This is a genomic window from Thermococcus atlanticus, assembly GCF_054657855.1.
The window spans coordinates 1673268-1691455 of the sequence record NZ_BAAHXX010000001.1; the positions used below are offsets into that span (position 1 = coordinate 1673268).

At 49.5% G+C, this 18188-nt stretch carries 19 protein-coding genes and 1 tRNA gene; 6 read left to right on the forward strand and 14 right to left on the reverse strand.

The genetic code is table 11. The features are described 5' to 3' along the window. Nucleotides 1-95 precede the first annotated feature (95 nt). The 6 genes from ACYQ27_RS08920 to ACYQ27_RS08945 form a co-directional block, all read right to left on the reverse strand. Nucleotides 96-1814: a glutamate--tRNA ligase gene (locus tag ACYQ27_RS08920; RefSeq protein ID WP_460041853.1), complete on the reverse strand. Its 1719-nt coding sequence runs from the start codon at nucleotides 1812-1814 to the stop codon at nucleotides 96-98. A 121-nt stretch (nucleotides 1815-1935) separates the two neighbouring features. Beyond that, complete coding sequence (dnaG, locus tag ACYQ27_RS08925; RefSeq protein ID WP_456396294.1) at nucleotides 1936-3291, reverse strand: DNA primase DnaG; 1356 nt, start codon at nucleotides 3289-3291, stop codon at nucleotides 1936-1938. Between the two features lie 24 nt (nucleotides 3292-3315). Beyond that, nucleotides 3316-3687: a toprim domain-containing protein gene (locus ACYQ27_RS08930; protein ID WP_456396298.1), complete on the reverse strand. Its 372-nt coding sequence runs from the start codon at nucleotides 3685-3687 to the stop codon at nucleotides 3316-3318. Between the two features lie 73 nt (nucleotides 3688-3760). After that, nucleotides 3761-5041: a TIGR04013 family B12-binding domain/radical SAM domain-containing protein gene (locus ACYQ27_RS08935; RefSeq protein WP_460041496.1), complete on the reverse strand. Its 1281-nt coding sequence runs from the start codon at nucleotides 5039-5041 to the stop codon at nucleotides 3761-3763. A gap of 81 nt (nucleotides 5042-5122) precedes the next feature. Continuing rightward, nucleotides 5123-5326, reverse strand: a complete 204-nt coding sequence (gene hpkA / locus ACYQ27_RS08940) for an archaeal histone HpkA (protein WP_456453698.1) — start codon at nucleotides 5324-5326, stop codon at nucleotides 5123-5125. 729 nt (nucleotides 5327-6055) lie between these two features. Further along, a tRNA-Arg gene (locus tag ACYQ27_RS08945) sits at nucleotides 6056-6131 on the reverse strand. A gap of 46 nt (nucleotides 6132-6177) precedes the next feature. On the opposite strand from ACYQ27_RS08945, the gene dcd reads away from it, so the two are divergent. The 5 genes from dcd (at nucleotide 6178) to ACYQ27_RS08970 (ending at nucleotide 10349) form a co-directional block, all read left to right on the forward strand. Further along, nucleotides 6178-6645, forward strand: a complete 468-nt coding sequence (gene dcd, locus ACYQ27_RS08950) for a dCTP deaminase (RefSeq protein ID WP_456453697.1) — start codon at nucleotides 6178-6180, stop codon at nucleotides 6643-6645. Between the two features lie 198 nt (nucleotides 6646-6843). Further along, nucleotides 6844-7056, forward strand: coding sequence for a DUF3311 domain-containing protein (locus ACYQ27_RS08955; RefSeq protein ID WP_460041497.1), 213 nt, complete (start codon nucleotides 6844-6846; stop codon nucleotides 7054-7056). Continuing rightward, nucleotides 7040-8491 carry a sodium:solute symporter family protein gene (locus tag ACYQ27_RS08960; protein ID WP_456453695.1) on the forward strand — a complete coding sequence of 484 codons (1452 nt, stop codon included), beginning with the start codon at nucleotides 7040-7042 and terminating at the stop codon, nucleotides 8489-8491. Before ACYQ27_RS08955 ends, ACYQ27_RS08960 begins: the two co-directional genes overlap by 17 nt. A gap of 53 nt (nucleotides 8492-8544) precedes the next feature. After that, nucleotides 8545-9720 (forward strand): carboxypeptidase CpsA, encoded by a 1176-nt coding sequence (cpsA, locus tag ACYQ27_RS08965; RefSeq protein WP_460041498.1) that lies wholly within the window; start codon nucleotides 8545-8547, stop codon nucleotides 9718-9720. After that, nucleotides 9717-10349, forward strand: a complete 633-nt coding sequence (locus ACYQ27_RS08970) for a pyroglutamyl-peptidase I (protein WP_456453132.1) — start codon at nucleotides 9717-9719, stop codon at nucleotides 10347-10349. The genes cpsA and ACYQ27_RS08970 overlap by 4 nt, the downstream gene beginning before the upstream one ends. 11 nt (nucleotides 10350-10360) lie before the next feature. Here the strand turns inward: ACYQ27_RS08970 and rpl12p are convergent, their stop codons facing one another. The 8 genes from rpl12p to ACYQ27_RS09010 form a co-directional block, all read right to left on the reverse strand. Continuing rightward, nucleotides 10361-10675, reverse strand: a complete 315-nt coding sequence (gene rpl12p / locus ACYQ27_RS08975; RefSeq protein WP_456453134.1) for a 50S ribosomal protein P1 — start codon at nucleotides 10673-10675, stop codon at nucleotides 10361-10363. A 62-nt stretch (nucleotides 10676-10737) separates the two neighbouring features. After that, nucleotides 10738-11757, reverse strand: coding sequence for a 50S ribosomal protein L10 (locus ACYQ27_RS08980; protein WP_456453136.1), 1020 nt, complete (start codon nucleotides 11755-11757; stop codon nucleotides 10738-10740). 5 nt (nucleotides 11758-11762) lie between these two features. After that, nucleotides 11763-12413, reverse strand: coding sequence for a 50S ribosomal protein L1 (locus tag ACYQ27_RS08985; RefSeq protein WP_456453138.1), 651 nt, complete (start codon nucleotides 12411-12413; stop codon nucleotides 11763-11765). Between the two features lie 81 nt (nucleotides 12414-12494). Beyond that, nucleotides 12495-12986, reverse strand: a complete 492-nt coding sequence (locus ACYQ27_RS08990; RefSeq protein ID WP_456394573.1) for a 50S ribosomal protein L11 — start codon at nucleotides 12984-12986, stop codon at nucleotides 12495-12497. Between the two features lie 12 nt (nucleotides 12987-12998). Continuing rightward, complete coding sequence (locus ACYQ27_RS08995; protein ID WP_456394574.1) at nucleotides 12999-13454, reverse strand: transcription elongation factor Spt5; 456 nt, start codon at nucleotides 13452-13454, stop codon at nucleotides 12999-13001. A 16-nt stretch (nucleotides 13455-13470) separates the two neighbouring features. After that, on the reverse strand, nucleotides 13471-13659 hold the full coding sequence (locus ACYQ27_RS09000) for a protein translocase SEC61 complex subunit gamma (protein ID WP_456394575.1): 189 nt from the start codon (nucleotides 13657-13659) through the stop codon (nucleotides 13471-13473). A gap of 38 nt (nucleotides 13660-13697) precedes the next feature. Continuing rightward, on the reverse strand, nucleotides 13698-14819 hold the full coding sequence (gene ftsZ / locus ACYQ27_RS09005) for a cell division protein FtsZ (RefSeq protein ID WP_456394576.1): 1122 nt from the start codon (nucleotides 14817-14819) through the stop codon (nucleotides 13698-13700). A gap of 227 nt (nucleotides 14820-15046) precedes the next feature. Next, nucleotides 15047-15865, reverse strand: a complete 819-nt coding sequence (locus ACYQ27_RS09010; RefSeq protein WP_456453140.1) for a D-aminoacyl-tRNA deacylase — start codon at nucleotides 15863-15865, stop codon at nucleotides 15047-15049. 370 nt (nucleotides 15866-16235) lie between these two features. Between ACYQ27_RS09010 and ACYQ27_RS09015 the strand changes: the two genes are divergently transcribed. Continuing rightward, nucleotides 16236-18149 (forward strand): KamA family radical SAM protein, encoded by a 1914-nt coding sequence (locus ACYQ27_RS09015; RefSeq protein ID WP_456394578.1) that lies wholly within the window; start codon nucleotides 16236-16238, stop codon nucleotides 18147-18149. Nucleotides 18150-18188: the final 39 nt, after the last annotated feature.

Here is an 18188-nt window from a genome sequence, read left to right on the forward strand (position 1 = left end):
AGAAAAGTTATATTCCTCCAACACCGCCCTTAAACCCGGGGTAATCTTCAGGATCGACTTTGACAGCATCAAGTAAAAAGATTAAACGCAAAGGGTCACTTGTGGGCGAAAATCGCCACGACCCTCTCCCCGACCTCGTCGATTCTCACAAAGCCGAAGCGCTCGAACTGGACGACTTCATCGACTTTAACATCAGCATCCTTCTCGATGAGTCCTTTTCTCGTTATGAGCTCATCACCCTCAGGAACCAGAACCTCGCATGGCTTTCCTTCGGGAACCCAGTGTATCATGTGCCACCTGTGCTCCTTCGCTTTTTCATACTCGATGCTGTCGAATTCAGCCCTGATGCCCTCCTCGCTCACCTCAAGGATTTTAACATTGAACAGGTCTTTGAGCCTTATGTATTCGCTTTTCCCGAGCAGCTCCAAGTCATCCTTCGAGACATAAAGGGGCTTCCCCGGCACGAATTTGAGCTCTCTGTATCCCCTCTCCGGATGGTCTGGATGGAGCGGAACCCTCGCTGTGAACTCTTCCTCATAGCCGGTTATATACATCGGAATGGGATCCGCGACAAAGAAGTACCTGCTGGCCACGGGGTCGACGAGCTTCCTGTTTATAGCCGCCAGGTTATCCCAGCTTATCGTCGTGTCACTCCTCTTGAGGCCCACCTCGATTATGACCTCCTTTATAGCCTCCGGCCTTATCCCCCTCCTCCTGAGTGCCCGGATCGTCCCCAGCCTCGGGTCGTCCCATCCGAGGTACCTGCCTTCCTCTATGCCCCTCCTTGTTTTTGATTTGCTCAGGATTACCCCCTCAATCGAGAGCCTGCCGTGGTGGACCGTGGCGGGATATTCCCAGCCGAAGTAGCTGTACAGGTAGCGCTGTCTCGTCTCGTTTTCCGCATGCTCCTGGCCCCTAAAAATGTGCGTAACGCCGAGCTCGTGGTCGTCTATGGCCGAGGCGAAGTTGTAGAGCGGCCAGACACGGTATTTATTGCCCGTTCTCGGGTGGTCTGGATTATCTATGATCCTCAAAGCCGGCCAGTCCCTCACAGCAGGGTTTGGATGGCTGAGGTCTGTCTTGATTCTGACAACGGCCTCCCCCTCCCTGTACTCGCCGTTTAACATCTTTTTCCACTCCCTGAGCTGGACTTCCGGAGGCAGCTCCCTGTGCGGGCAGGCCCTGCCCTCGTCCCTGAGCTTTTTGAAGTCCTCAGGCCTGCAGGTGCATACGTATGCCTTCCCCATCCTAAGGAGCTCCTCAGCGTATCTGTAGTAAATCTCAAGCCTGTCGCTTGCACAGTGTATCTCATCGATCCTAAAGCCGAGCCATTTGAGGTCTTCTATTATCCAGTCGTAGAAAACCGGCTCAGGCCTCTTGACCTTCGGGTCGGTGTCATCGAACCTGAGGATGAACTTTCCCCCGTACATACGGGCGTATTCATGGCTCAGTATTGCGGCCCTTGCGTTGCCGAGATGAAATGCTCCATCCGGGTTGGGGGCAAAGCGCGTAACCACCTTCCCTTTTTCCGCCTTCGGGAGGGGTGGAAGGCCTTTTTTCTCCTCCTTTTTCCCCTTCCTCGCCTCAAAGAATTCCGGATAAATTTCCATGAGCTCCTCTCTCTGCTCTCCTTCGCCCATGGAATTAACCCTGTTCACTATCTCGTTGACAAGGGGTATGATCTCCCTTGCCCTGGGTCTGAGTTCGGGGTTTTCTCCGAGAACCTTCCCTATAACCGCCTTGGGGTTTGCCTTTCCTCCGTGCTGAACCGCATTGATGAGCGCATACTTCAGGATGACCTCTTCAACGTGCATCTTTCCCACCAAAGGGAAAAACGAGGGATGGGTTATAAAGTTAGTCCTCAAAAGCAGATGTTTGGCAGCTGTGCTCTGAGGCGCCAACAGTACTCAAAAGCAAAGAGAAGGAAGAAGGAAGTCACTCCGCGAATGTTATTATCTTCAGCTCAACAGGCCGTCTGACGACATTTGCCTTTCTGGCACCTATGAGGTACCTGACGCCCTTCTCGCTGACTATGTCGATGAGCCTCTGGGTTATTATTCCATTGAATATTACAGCGTGTATCCCCTCCCTGTCGCTGAGCGAGCTGAGTAAGTCCCTTACAGGAATCTCCGCTATTATGTTCCTCTTTTCATCAAGGAGCACGGCGTTTGAGTTGCCCTTGACCTTTTCAACGAATTCCCTGAACTCATCAAGTGCCGAGGGTCGTGGAGCCTGAATCGGTTTTATTATCTTCTCCTCCCTTTCCCTCGCCGGAGGTCTTTCAGCATGCCTTACCTCGTGTCTGGGGGCTGGCTCCGGCTTTTCTGCCTTTGCAGCCTCTTTCTCCCTCATAACCTGATAGAAGTTCCTGCCCTTGTAGAAAATCTCGTTTATGACCTGCTCGGCCGGAACCTTGCTCCTAAGAGACTTAACTATCTCCTTCTTGGTCAGCTCCTCGACTTCCTTGCCCTCCGGTGCCCTTGCCACGTAGTCCACGTCAGCAACCTGGAGAAGCTCCTTGAGTATGAGCTCACCGCCGCGGTCGCCATCCGTGAAGGCGGTGACAATTCTCTCCTTGCTGAGCTTTATGATTGTCTCGGGAACTGAGGTTCCCTCAACGGCTATGGCGTTCTTTATGCCGTGCTTGAGCAGGTTGAGAACATCCGCCCTGCCCTCGACTACGATGATTGAATCCGAGAAGGGCACATGCGGCCCGGCTGGCAGCTTCTCGGGCCCGTATTCGATAAGCTCCTTGGCTCTCACCGCCTTTTTAACCTCGTCAGTCAGCTCCTGTGTCTCGGGAATTTCTTCCTCCATGAGTGTTTCGAGTATCTCCTTTGCTCTCTCAATGATGTACTTCCTCTTCGTTGCTCTTACATCCTCAATCTTCAGAACCTTTATCTTTGCCTCCGCGGGTCCGACTCTGTCTATGGTCTCCAGAGCTGCCGCCAGAATTGCCGTCTCCACCCTGTCAAGGCTTGACGGGACTGTTATCGTTCCGTAGGTTTTCCCGGCTTTTGTATGAACATCAACCTTTATCCTCCCAATTCTGCCGGTTTTTTGGAGCTCTCTTAAATCCAGATCATCCCCGAGTAAACCTTCAGTCTGACCGAAAATAGCACCGACAACGTCGGGTCTTTCAACTATTCCGCTGGCTTCAAACTCCGCGTAGATTACATACTTCGTCGTCCCAAAATCGTCCTTTGCAGACATACCATCACCTTCTTTCCTTTTTTCAAATTTCTGCTTTTCAGACAGTATGTGATGCAGCACTGTCTTCTTCCTCTTCAAGGAAATCCCCTCCTCTTAAGGGGGTCAGAAACGGAGCTTTAAATAAAGACCATAGAGGTCTTCAATGCCCTTGATGTCCTTCCTGGCGATTCTCCTGAGCTCTCTTCTCGTCTCTGTATCAACCCTGCATCTGTAGCCTTCCAAATACCGGGTTAGCTTTTTTGCCAGCTCTTCCCCTTCCCTGTCCAGATCGGTTAATATCATGACATCATGATGCTGAGAGGCAATGAGAGCGATTTCAGCCAAAGGTAAGCGGGATAGCCTTATTATCTCCGCCCTGACCCCCAGATTCCGTAAAGCCACCTCGTCTCGCACACCTTCCACAATGATAACACCATCAAACTCTCGCAATTTGTCTATGAGTAGTTCAAATCTTTTATAGTTTTCGGCATACATCTTGCCGTCGTGCTGGTTAAAGGAAGATGCGGTTATAAAGTTTTGGATGATTCTCTGCCTCTTCATGTTCATTTTAACATGCCTTGTTGATCCCGCCAGCATAACTCATTGGCTCCTCATAGAACTCTTCAATGAGCCTCTGAAGCCTCTTTGATAAAAGGATCTGATTTCCCCATGAGCCCTCTATTTTGCCCTTAGCTGCCATTCTGCCCAAAAAACGCTTCATCTCCTCGCTCAGAGGGCTCGGTTTGCAGCGCGCCCACGGCGTTCCCGGGAGGGGCATGAAATAATGCGCCCTGACTTTTCCTCCTTTGGACATTATCCACTTCATAAGCTCGATGCTCTTGCGCTGGCTCTCCTTGCTTTCATTGGGCAGGCCTACGATAAAATCCACAACAGGTTCTATCCCGTATTCAATCATGTATTCTACTGCCCTTTTAACATGCCCAACCCGGTGAAGCCTGTGCATGGCCCTGAGCATGTCATCATCGCCGCTCTGGGCACCTATAGCCAGCCTCCTGTTGTCTGCGTAGTCAAGGAGGAGCTCCAGCGTCTCCGGCAGGACGAACTCCGGGCGCACTTCACTTGGAAACGTACCGTAATAGAGCCTCCTTCCCTCTTTTCTGAGGGGCTGCAAAGCTCTGAGAAGGGCTTCGAGCTTGTTGAGCCTCAGTATCGCTCCCGGTGAGCCATAGGCGAAGGCGTTGGGGGTTATGTAACGCATGTCCCTCATCCTTCTGGAGTATTTTACGATCTGGTCAATCGGTCTGTGCCTCATCCTCAGTCCCTTGATGTAGGGCGTCTGGCAGTAGTAACAGCCAAAAGGACAGCCCCTGCTTATCTCTATCGGAGCTATCAGGCGTAATCCTTCAGGGTAGGGCGGAAAGCGCCAGAAGTCCTCAACTCCGGCAAATCCGGTAAAGGTGAATTCCCCGTTCAGGTAGAATGCCAGTCCCCGGATAGAGAGCAGGTCTTTTGTAATTTTAAATTTAAAGTTAGTCTGTTTTAGAGCTGTTAATAGCTGGTAAACAACCTCCTCGCCCTCCCCTATAACCGCGATATCAAAGCCCAGAACCTTCAAGGTGTGCTTCGGCATTGCAGTGGCATGATAACCCCCTGCAACCAAGAGAGGGTTAAATGTTTCTTTCAGGATTTTGACCTCTTTCTCAACTTCCCAGATTTCTTCGGTGAAGAATGAGTACAGAACAGCTCTGGGCTTTGCTTTGAGGATTTCGTTAAAGTCTCTGGTTATCAAAAGCTCACCAATCTCGAATCCCTGACTCTCCAGAGCTCCCAGGAGGTGAACAAAGGCATTATGATTCCTTTTCGTCATGCGGATTGCTATTTCGTGCATGGTAGAAACTTTCAGAATGGATTTTTAAAAATTGCTTGAAACCAAAATAGAAAAGCTAGGGAGCAAAAACAGACTGCAACATCAAGCCTTGATGGCGAGCTTGATGTCCTCGGCCTTGACGGTCTTCCTGCCGGCGTGCCTGGCGTATTCGGTTGACTTCTTGGCAAGCTCGATTGCGTACTCCTCGAGGTACTCGGCAAGAACCTTGGCGGCCTCCTCGCTGACCCTCTCAGCACCGGCCTTCCTAATCAGTCTGTCAATTGGAGCAATTGGCAACTCAGCCATTCACAACACCTCCATACAAAGTTTTTCAGTCTTATTTAAGGCATTGGAGGTATATAAGCTTTTTGGTAAACGGCGGCATTTTACGGGATTTTTTTGCCTCTGGGGAGCGGAAAATATAGAGGTTTGAAAATCAGAAAAACTCTCCGGTTCTGAGCTTTCCCCGGGTTACATGTAGGGCGAGCTAACAAATAGGAGGGCTCCCCCAGATGGGGGCGGGGATAATTGAGACAGGCTTTCAGAGGTGCCGGGAGAATGCCGGCAGTCTGTTAAAACCTCCCCGAGGGAAATAACCCTGTTATAAAGAGCCGGCAAATTCTGCATGCGCTGAAGCTTTTGGAAAAGGTTTGACCAGAGAAACTTTGCTGGGCAAAGTTTCCTAACGTGGGGCGTAGCCCCACTACGGGGGTTTGAGAGTACAGGAAACTTTGTGCAGACAAAGTTTCATCAAAGTTTGTGATTCCCCGATACAGTCTATTTAGGAGGGGTTTTCTTTAGATATTGTCCTTTTGGCCAAATTGGATTCTGTTCCCTATGGCCTGTTTAGGAAGGGTTCGGGGCTTTAGCGCTCCGAAGGAGCGCATGTTGAAGTTGAACCCTCACGAGAGAAAGCCATTGAGCTAATCCAAAGTTTCAAAAGCAAACTTTAAACTCAAAACCAATTCATAAGGAATCAACGCTAAGGAGGAATCACGACCTTTTGATCAAACTTTTCGTTAGAAAAGTTTGCTATGGCGGGCCCGCCGGGATTCGAACCCGGGACTACCGGCTCCGAAGGCCGGCGCCATATCCCCTAGGCCACGGGCCCTCAAAAGGGTTTTAAAGCTTGGGAAAATAAACCTTGCGGTGGTTCTATGATATTGTCAGACAGGAAAATCAGGGAAGAAATTCTGATTGAGCCGTTTAATGAGAAATCCCTCCAGCCTGCAGGCTATGACTTAAGGGTCGGCAGAGAGGCCATGGTCAGCGGCAGGCTTGTGGATGTTAAGGGCGAGGGGAAGGTGGTTATTCCGCCCAGGGAATATGCCCTGATACTGACCCTTGAGAGGATCAAGCTCCCGGATGACGTTATGGGGGACATGAAGCTGAGAAGTTCCCTTGCAAGGGAAGGGCTTCTCGGGTCTTTTGCATGGGTCGACCCGGGATGGGACGGAAACCTGACCCTGGCTGTCTTTAACGGCTCTGATAATGAAATAGAGCTTGAGTATGGAGAAAGGTTCGTTCAGATTGCATTTATTCGCCTGGAGGAGCCTGCACAGAACCCGTACAGGGGGAGCTATCAGGGAAGCCAGCACCTGACACCCTCAAAACGCAGGGGATGACTTTTATGAACTGACCATAGGCTTCGTTATAACTTTTTACTTTGGTTAAAAGTTACACTCTGTATATGCCCATCACCGGGAATTTATGTCACAAAATATGCATATTTCAACATATACTATTTTCAAAATATTAACGGAAAGATATATACATACTTCTCATGTTAATGTACATTGTAACACCCATTGGGGGTGCCTACTGTGGAGAAAGATGAAAGCAGGAAGTATGCCCTTGTTCTGGGCATAATACCTTGGGTAGCATACGTAGTAATTTCACCAGCATTCAACAAACCAGAGCCCCTGATCCTTGGAATGCCACCATTGATGTTCTGGAACACGCTGTGGCTGATATTAACCTCAATATGCCTCTATGGAGCATATAAGCTCGAATTGGGGGGTGGTCTCCTTGAGTAGCGCCGCACTTCCAGTAGCAATAATCATAGGTTGGGTACTCTTGAGTTTGGCTGTTGGAGTTTACGCCGGAATAAAGAGGAAGTTTACCTTGGAGGGATACCTTGTCTCCGGAAGAAGCTTGGGGCTGATATTCCTCTACGTCCTGATGGCAGGAGAAATTTACAGTGCCTATGCATTCTTGGGAACCGGTGGCTGGGCATACTCATACGGAATGCCGATAATGTATGCAATAGGCTATGGAGCCCTAGCCTATGCCTTTGGTTACTTCTATGCAAAGTATGTATGGAAGGTCGGTAAGTACTTTAAATGCGTGACCCAAGCCGACTACTTCCATGTGAGATATAACAGCAGAACACTGGCAGCACTTGTTGCACTCATCGGAATTGTTTTCAACGTTCCCTATCTGCAGCTTCAGCTTCAGGGACTTGGATACATCGTTAACGTTGGCTCGCTCAACACAATTTCAATAAAAGCCGGAATCGTCATTGGGATGGTTATAATGATGATATACGTCTATACCAGTGGTCTTAGGGGAATCTCCTGGACAAACCTTCTGCAGGCAACGCTCATGTTCATAGTTGCATGGGCAATTCTCTTTGCCGTGCCGTTCAAGCAGTTTGGAGGCGTTGGTGCAATGTTTAAGGCACTGGCCCAAGCCAAACCCGGGCATCTGATACTTCACCCACCGCTTGGCATGGCATGGTATGTCTCGACGCTTATACTGTGCGGGCTTGGATTCTTCATGTACCCCCAGATGTACCCATCCATATACAGTGCCAGAGATTTAAAGACACTGAAAAAGAATTACACCCTTCTACCGATTTACTCCATATTCATGATACCTGTCATCTTGGCGGGCTTCACAATTGCTGCAATGGGTCTTAAATTAGCGGCTCCTGATGAGGCTGTGCTGAAAGCTGTTGAAGTCTCATACCCATCGTGGGTTCTGGGAATAGTCGGTGCGGGGGGTTTTGCAGCGGCGGCATCAACAGCAAGTGCAATAATACTAACACTGGCAGGATTACTCTCAAAGAATTTGTATACGATAATAAAGCCAACAGCATCCGACAAAGAACTCGTGCTTGCAAGCAGAATTTCGGTCATACTGTTCGGTGTAACTGCCATGCTCTTAGCTCTCTTTGCTCCGGGAAGGCTTGTCGCACTTTTACTCCTGGCATATTCCGGCATAACGCAGATGTTCCCTGCAGCAGTTCTTGGGCTATTCTGGAAGAGAATGAACAAATACTCCGCAGGGGCGGGCATAATCGCAGGGTTGATAACGGTTACATACCTGAAATTCGGACTCAAACACAATCCTCTGGGAATCCACTTCGGCCTCTGGGGTCTGCTTGTGAACTTCATTGTGACAGTAATAGTGGCATATGCAACAAAGCCTGATGAAAACTTTGAAAAGTTCAGGCTCGCATTTGCCTAATTTCATTTATTCCCTTTTTTGTGTTTTGTGTCATGATATCTGGAGGTGATTCCATGGATGTTGTGAAGTCTGTGATTAAAAAGGCTAAGGAATTAGAACCATATATCATTGAGATGAGGAGGGGTTTTCATGCGCGTCCTGAGTTGAAGTATGAGGAGGTGTGGACTTCGGGGGTTGTGGTGGGGGAGCTTGAGCGTCTTGGTTATGAGGTTGTTAGGACGGCAGGGACGGGTGTTGTTGGGGTTTTAAGGGGTAAGAAACCCGGGAGGATTGTGGCTTTAAGGGCTGATATGGATGCTTTACCAATTCAGGAGGAGAATGATGTTCCTTACAAGTCGAAAATTCCCGGGAAAATGCATGCTTGCGGGCATGATGCCCACACCGCAATGCTCTTAGGAGCAGCAAGAATACTCGCCGAATTAAAGGACGAGTTAAATGGCACGGTAAAACTCATTTTCCAGCCGGCTGAAGAGGGAGGTTTAGGAGCCAAAAAAATCGTTGAGGACGGGCATCTGAATGACGTTGACGCCATCTTCGGAATACACGTGTGGGCCCAACTGCCGGCAGGAGTCATAGGCGTGAAAACAGGCCCCCTCCTCGCATCAGCAGACGCCTTCAAAACAACCATCAAAGGCAAAGGCGGACACGGCGCAGTGCCACACATGGCAGTTGACCCCGTTGCTGCGGTGATTGACATCGTGAATGCTTATCAGAAAATAATTTCAAGGGAAATAAGCCCGCTGGAGCCTGCAGTTATAAGCGTCACAAAAATTGCAGCAGGAACGACTTTTAATGTCATTCCAGAAACCGCAGAACTCTTGGGAACCATACGAGCGTTTAACGAGGATGTTAGAGATTACATAATCAAACGGATGGAGCGGATAACCAAGGGTTATGCAGAATCAATGAGGTGTGATGGGGAGTTTGAACTCACAATGGAGCACATCCCTCCCACCATCAATGATGAAAAACTCGCGGAGTTTGCGAGGGAGGCTTTAAAGCCCCTCGGCAGGATTGTTGAACCAGAACCTACTCTCGGGGCTGAGGACTTCGCGTTCTACACCCAAAAAACTCCGGGAGTGTTTATCTTCCTAGGAATCAGGAATGAGGAGAAGGGGATAATTTATCCGCACCACCATCCGAAGTTCGATGTTGATGAGTCCGTCCTGTGGAAGGGAAGTGCAACCTACGCCCTGTTAGCCTACAGATACCTGGAGGGTTCGAAATGAAAGTTTTGGTTACAGGCTTTGAGCCATTTGGGGGAGATGATAAAAACCCAACAGAAATTATATCCAAAACCCTCAACGGGAGGAATATACATGGAGCACAGATAACTGGAAAAGTGTTGCCGGTCTCAGTCAAACGTGCTGGACCGGAACTGGAGCAGATTCTTGAGGACGTGAAACCGGATATTGTGATAAATCTTGGACTGGCACCAACTTACAGCAACATTGCAGTCGAGCGGGTTGCCCTGAACATTTTGGATGCCAGAATTCCAGACAACGATGGATATCAGCCGATTGATGAGCCCATAGAAAAAGATGCTCCCGCAGCATACTTCGCTACACTCCCTGTTAGAGCGATAGTGAAAGAGCTCAGAGATAACGGTATTCCAGCAGTGATTTCTTACAGTGCTGGAACCTACCTGTGCAATTACATTATGTTCAAAACACTCCATTATTCAAAACTTCATGGATATCCTAAAAAAGCCGGTTTCATTCACGTCCCATACACTCCGGATCAAGTCATCAACAAGTTCTTCCTCCTCGGGAAAAACACACCAAGCATGTGTTTGGAATTGGAAAGAAAGGCAATTGAAATAGCAATTAGAACAGCGCTTGAAGCCAGTAATGAATAAAGAAAAGGGATTCAGCCGAAGAGGGCTCCGAGTCCTGCGAGAGCCTCCTCTTCGCTTGCCTCCTCCTCTTCTTCCTCCTCTTCCTCCTCTGCCGGGGCTTCCTCAGCCTCTGCTGGAGCAGCCGCAACTGCAACCGGAGCAGCAACCGGCATGGCGGCTTTCTCGATGACCTCCTCGATGTTGACGCCCTCAAGGGCAGCAACGAGGGCCTTTATCCTTGCCTCATCCGGGCTAACACCGGCAGCCTCAAGGATTGCCTTGATGTTCTCCTCGGTTATCTCCTTTCCAGCGGCGTGTAATAACAAAGCAGCATACACGTACTCCATCTTTCGCACCTCCAAATTATCTTTATTTTCACTTATTTTCGATACGCGGGAAATTGAAAGGTTTATCCAAACAGTGCCCCCAGTCCTGCGAGGGCCTCCTCTTCACCTGCTTCCTCTTCTTCCTCTTCCTCCTCAGCCTCCTCAACCTTCTCCTCCTGTGGAGGCTGAGCGGCAACGGCTATTTGTGCCTGCTGGTTTAAAAGCTCTTTGGTCTTCTCGTCGAGCAGCTCCTCGGGCAGCTCCCCTGCTATGAGCAGGACAGCCCTGAAAGCTCTGCCGAGTATGTCCTCCACGGTGTCCTTGGTGATGTAGCCCGCTTCGACCGCAACGTTCTTTGCTCCGAGATATGCCTTCTGGAGGATTGCCTCGATTGTCTGGCTCGTCGGGTATGCTGTGTTGACTGACAGGTTGAAAGCCTGCATATAAGCCTTTTGGAGCATCTCTATGTACGTGCTCTCGTCTATTGCGAGGACTTCGGGCGTGTATACGAGTCCGTCCTCGTAAGCTGCCAGCAGGTTGAGACCCACTTCAAGCGGCTCAATTCCGAGGGCATTTAGGATTCTCGCGAGCTGGGCGGTTATAACCTCTCCGGCCTTTAAGACCGTGTAATCCTTCTGGATTGAAACCTTACCCCTCTCAATTCTCGCTGGTATGCCAAGAGACTGCATCTCACCCACAAGCGGGCCTGGTGCAATTGATGTCGGGCCGGCTGGTATGACCACATCTCTCGGAGCTGGGACTCCTGGCTTGGCTGGAGCGGGTGTCTTGCTCTCCTCAAGGAGCTTGTAGAGCTTGAACGGATTCATCTCCGTGGCGAGTATTCCAGCTCCACCCCTTATGTACTCGATGAGCTTCTCAAGTTCAGGCTTTCCGAGCTCCTGTGCTGCTCTCCTGATGGCAAGTTCAATGAGTGTGTTCCTTGAAACCCTCAGCAAAGCTTTCCCGCGGAGCTTCTCACGCATCTTTGAAAGCGGGTAAGCCGGGACATCCGCTACATCCACGAGGGCGATCACTGGATAGCTCTTGAGTATCTTTGCAAGCTCTTCAACTTCCTTCTTCTTCCATTCAGCAACATGAGCCATTCGAATCACCTCTCCACCTTCACAGCGGGTCCCATTGTTGTCTTGACGTACACTGACCTTACCTGGTTTTCGCCCCTCTCAAGCTTTCCTATGACGGCATTGAGAACTGCCTCGATGTTCTCCGCTATGCTCTCATCCTCCATCTTCTCAGTGCCAACAGGTGCATGGACAACCGGGTTGTTCTTGAGCTGAATCCTGACCGTTCTCCTGAGTCTTCCGACTATCGGCTCCAGGTTCGTCATTGTTGGCGGAACGACCTGAGGCATCTTGTTCCTCGGACCCAGATAGCGACCGAGGTATCTACCGATTTTCGGCATCAGCGGAGCTGCTGCTATGAAAAGGTCGTAGCTCTTTGCGAGTTTTCTGGCCTGCCTTGGATTCTTGCCCAGTTCCTCCAATTCCTCTCCACTAATAACATCCAGCCCGAGCTTTTTGGCCGCTTCAGCGACCGCACCATCAGCTATGACCGCGATTTTGGGTTCCTTACCCCTACCATGTGGCAGTATAACCTCAAGCTTGAACCTGTTCTCAGGTTTCCTCAAATCAATATCCTTGAGGTTCACTGCCACTTCGACGGTCTGTGTGAAGTTGCGCGGCTTAGCCCGGGCCTTAGCCTCCTTCACCGCTTCCACGATTTTTTGCTTGTCAAAGGCCATTTACAGCCCTCCTTTCTTTTTTGATTTAAGCCTGCGGAAAAGTCAAAAATGCGTAAAAAGAGGAGCTTTTAAACTTTTCCCTCACTCCTCAGCGCCAGCAAAAACCTCATCATATACGCCTTCATCTATCTCCTTCTGGACTTCCCTTGGATCCTTGCCCTCAACCGTAACGCCCATGCTCAGAGCTGTCCCTATGACCTCTTTTGCTGCCGCTTTTAAATCGGCCGCCAGCATCTGGTCGACCTTTGCCTTGGCGATTCTGATCACCTGTTCCATTGTGAGATTTCCAACGATGTTGTTCTTGGGAGCATCTGATCCCTTGCTTAAGCCGAGCTCCTTCTTGATGAGCTGGCTGACGGGTGGAACACCGACTTCAATCTCGAAGGTTTTCTTCTTCGGGTCGGTGACTATAATCTTAACCGGAACCTGCATCCCTGCAAAGTCCTTCGTCGCCTCGTTGATCTTGTCAACGACCAGTTTAACGTTCAATCCCAGGGGACCGATGGCAGGTCCAAGCGGAGGACCCGGAGTAGCTTTACCTCCTTCAACAAGTACCTCGACAACCTGTGGCATAATCTCACCCCTTCACTCCTTTTGTCTCTTGCTTATAAGTCTAACGTATTCCCCTCTGACCGTAACGGGGATTGGCACTATGGCCCCGATGAGCTCAACGACGATTTCATCCTTCGCCTCATCAACCCTGACAACCTTGGCCTTCTCGCCTTTGAAGGGCCCGGCGATGAGCTCCACAATATCACCGGGTTCAAAACCACTAACCGCAGGCTTTTCCTCAAGGAAGTGCTCTATCTCCTCAAACCGCACCTCACCCGGCAGTGTCCCCTTGGCGTGTCTGATTCCCTTTATAGCCTCATCAACCGCACTCTTGCTCGGAGCTTCAACGAATATGTAGCCCTTAACCTTCGACGGTGCCAGAATGGCATAAACCGGAAGGTTGTAGGTCTTAATTTTGCTGTAGACCAGCTTTGCGGTTGTTTCCTCCTGCCCAACTGTAACCCTGACTGTGTAGATCTTGCCGTCCATTCCAATCACCAATATTTCACTGTCCTGTAATGAGGTAGCCCAGGATACGGGTAATAAGGCCGAGGAGACCTATTAGCAGCATTCCGAGCCCGGTGATCTTTGCAGCCATTTTATACTCTTTCCCACCGGGTTTTTTTGTGACCATCAAAACCCTCTTCGACTCCGATAGGAACTTTTTAAGCTTTTCTGTGTAGCTCTCTGCCACTTTCAACACCTCGCTAAAATTGTAATGGCAAAAAGAGATTAAAGCTCTTCAAGATCGAGCTTGATTATTCTCTTTTCACCCTCCTCCCCAAAGCTCGGGAGCTCTTCTTCGGCAACGGCATAAGGCGAGCTCACACCCGTAACCACTATCATGACTCTTATCATCTTTCCGAGCTCTTCGTCAAGCTGAATTCCCCAGATTACCTGGGCTTCAGGATCAAGCTTGCTCGTCACGAGTTCAATTATGTTCTGGGCTTCCTCAAGCTTCACATCCGAGCCCGCAATGCTTATCAATGCTCCCTTAGCCCCGCTGATATCGACATCAAGCAGCGGGCTGTTCAGGGCCTGCTGGGCCGCTTCAAGCGCCCTCTTCTCGCTGTCGCTCTCACCGATGCCTATCATCGCAACACCGCCGTCCTTCATGACCGCCCTGACGTCGTTGAAGTCGAGGTTGACAAGTCCCGGCCTCGTAATGAGCTCCGTTATACCCTTTACAGCCTGAACGAGAATTTCATCGGAAACCTTGAACGCCATGTGTATCGGCAGGTTCGGAGCTACCTCCATGAGTTTGTCGTTCGGGATGACTATAACCGTGTCGCTGTTCTTCCGGAGCCTTTCAAGGCCGTATTCGGCGTTTTTGATGCGTCTAATGCCCTCAACTGTGAACGGAAGTGTAACAACCGAAACTGTAAGTGCTCCCATCTTCTTTGCCATCTCCGCAACTATTGGAGCGGCACCTGTTCCGGTTCCACCGCCGAGACCGCATGTTATGAAAACCATGTCGGCACCTTCAAGGGCTTCCCTTATATCTCTCTCACTTTCTTTTGCAGCTTCCTCACCCATTTTTGGGTCGTTTCCAGCTCCAAGACCCCTTGTTAGTTCCTTACCGATTAAAATCTTCTTGTGAGCTTTAACCTTTAAAAGATCCTGAGCATCGGTATTAACAGCTATAATTCTGGCACCCTGAATTCCCACCTGCATCATCCTGTTAACGGTATTACAGCCGGCACCGCCGACACCGATGACATAAATCTTTGCCTGAATCTGCTCTAAAAGCCTTCTAAGCTCCTCATCAACATCCGTCTGCGGAGCCTGAATCTCGGGTGCGTTGCTCATCTCTGAAGAGGTTCTTTCAATCGCATTTTCAATCAGCTTCAACATCCTTTCACCCTCCGGGGAGCAATTTAACATCTGTTTCAGTTTGTATTCAGATGGTATATAAATTTTAGCCAAAGAGACACTGCTATTTTTAGAATTTAAGGTCAACAGCTTTAAACGTTTCGATTTGGTATATGATGATTTCGATCTCCGTGCCTCCTCTTCTTTCCTTAATTAATGTCCGGAAACTCAGCTTTAAACCCAGCGTTTAACAGGTTATCCTGGTATGATCAGTCCTTTATGAACTCCAGTCCGAGCTCTCCGGCCAGAGCTTTTGCCATCTGTCTGGTTTCTCCTTTACTCCCCTTCCAGTCCACATAAATCGCATCGACTTTCCCGCTGGTTCTTTCAATGGCCCTGATGAGCATCTCCCTTGATACTGGGTGGGTGTATTTGGGGGCTATGTGCGAGAAGGCCACATCTGTTTCAAGCGCTCTCTTTGTCTGCTTCGGTGCGTAGTGTCCGCCGCCAATTCCAATCGCAATTTTGAATTTTGCTCTCTGGTATCCTCTGAGGACGTGCATTATCGTCTCGGCCACTATTTCCCCCGCCCTTTCATTCTTCCACTCCTCCTCACCTGACCCGATTTCAATGAAGAGGGATGGAACTTCAAGCTCGCTCGGCCCGTGATGGGTGGCCTCGTAGCATACGGTCCACCCGAGGTCGTTCAGCTCGCTGAGCTTCAATAAAGCGAGCTTCATGGCGTTCGGCTGTGCCACTGCAAGGCTCCCATCCCTTCCACCATACATCGCATTCCCCCAGTTACCCGTGACGTGCGTGGTCAGCGCTGGCATCTTCTGCCTGCTGGAATGACGTGAGGCGAATACAATTATCTCGGGTTTAAATCCAAGCTGCTTTGCTACACTCTCGTCGAGGTTGTCGTAGTATATCATCTCTCCGTTCGTTGTCAGTATTAACGTGTCATTCTTATAATATACTGGATTATTATCGAATGAGCGCCCGTATTCCTTAAATCCGAAATTTTCAATAAGCCTGTCCATTATATTCATGGATGCCAAGTCTATTTTTGTCGTCATTATGACCTTCATTTTAACACCTCGAATAGAGTGCAAACAGGCCCCATTAAAAAGCCTTGTGTTTAGATGAAGCAACCTCCCGGATACCCCGTATTGTCCAAGATAAAGGTAATCTTTATGTTTAGAAAGTCAAATCTTCGTGATGATACATAAGTTAAGTATTTATTTAGCAAAGGTTTCGGATTAAATTACAAAATATGTAAAATTTTTCGCTATTTTTCCAATAAATTTTGAATTTTGTAATGTTTTACTTCTATGTAAAAGCAAAATATATAACGCCATTGATATTCACTAAGAACTGTAATGAAACCTCGATGATGGAAAGAGTACAGCAATGTCCTGAGAGGTGTATATGTCCAAATATGGACATGGAGGTGCTGATATGGAAAAACAGATGGAAAGCGCCATTTCCACATTTAATGTGGAGGAATCCCCCTGGGGACTCAAACAGGGGATAGAGCATGAAAAGTTTTTGGAAATATTTGAGCCCCTTCCGGAAATCAAAAACATCCTGCTCACCAGCGAAAGCCTCGAAGAGGCCAGAGGAAAACTTTCGGAATTCCTCGGGGAGCTTCTCTGGAGGTACAAGAACGGCAGGATTAAGGTCGACCCAATCGACAGGTGGCTTGCCATTGAGTCAATAAATGTCTTCCTCAATATTATTTCCGAATACGGAGAAAAAGCCGCCGGTTTCAGCACCCTGGAGTATCTGCTGAAGGCTGCTAAGGGTGATGCCCATGTTCTCAGCATAATTACAGAGGGCTTTGTCGAGGAGTTCAGGCATCTTTTTAAAGCCATAGCCGGTGTTAGCGGCTATTCCAAAGGGTGGCTCGGGCCAAAGCTTGAGGCAGCTGGCATAAAATTTGTGGACTTCAGCAAAATAAAGGGAAGAAAAGCGGCCCTTGCCCGTTCTGAGTATCTGGACAAGGAGTGGAACTACATCAGGGGCTACCTCAAGAGGTATCCAAGCGGCCTCGACAGGGAGATAATCGAGAAGAGGAAGAAGCAGAGAGAACAGCTTATGGAATACTTCGGCATAACCGAGGAGAAATGGTTCGACTACAAGTGGCAGTTTTCCCACGTCCTCAAGAGGGAAAAGGGCCTCGAAACGCTCAGGGAGCTCAATGAGCTCGGCATAGTCAAGGTTCCGGAGGATGACCTCAAGCAGGTCGAACTTGCCGTCAAGTACCACATTCCATGGGGGATAACACCCTACTACCTGCACCTCTGGGACTTCGAAGAGCCGTACAGGCATGACAGGCAGGTCAGGAGGCAGGTGATGCCCCCCGACTGGTACATGAAGAACATGATAATCCACCGCGAGGACAGGGAATACTATTTCGACTTCATGGGAGAGCATGACACCTCGCCGATAGACCTGGTAACGAGGAGGTACGTTACAATAGCGATTCTCAAGGCCTACGATACCTGCCCGCAGATATGCGTCTACTGCCAGAGGAACTGGGAGGTTCTTGAGCCCTTCATGGCAGGCTCATTCCCTGGATTGGAGAAGATCGAGGAAGCCTTAAACTGGTTCGCCGAGCACGACTCGATGATGGATGTCCTCATAACCGGCGGCGACCCACTCGCTTTAAGCGACAAGATAATCGACAGGATAATGGCCCGCCTGGCGGAGATGGATCACGTTGTTAACATCCGGTGGGGCAGCAGAATATTCGTGACCGTTCCTATGAGGATAACCGACAGTTTGGCAGAGATACTCGGTTCATACATAGAGCCGGGCAGGAGGAATGTCTCCATCTCAACTCACGTCGAGAGCGCCTATGAGGTAACACCAGAGATGGGGGAGGCGGCATACAAGATAAGACGTCAGGGCATCTACATCTACAACCAGCTGGTCTACCAGAGGAACGTCAGCAGGCGTTTTGAGAATGTAGCACTTAGGATTGCCCTCAAAAAGGTTGGCATTGACCCGTACTACACCTTCTATCCGAAGGGCAAGATAGAACAGAAGGACTACCTCGTGCCGATAGCGAGGGTTGTCCAGGAGAGAAAGGAAGAGGCAAGGCTTCTCCCGGGACAGTTCAGGCCGGATGAACCGGTCTTCAACGTTCCGAGGATGGGCAAGAACCATCTCAGAGCATGGCAGGACAGGGAACTCGTCGGCATAAGACCCGATGGCAGCAGAATATACCTAATGCACCCGTGGGAGAAGGGCATCAGTGAAACCAAATTATACACCTACCCGGACGTTCCCATTAAGGAGTATCTCGAATATCTGGAGGGCATCGGAGAGGACTCAAACGACTACTGGACAATCTGGTACTACTACTGAAAAATCTTCGCTCTCCTGCATTTCAATTTATTTACTGAT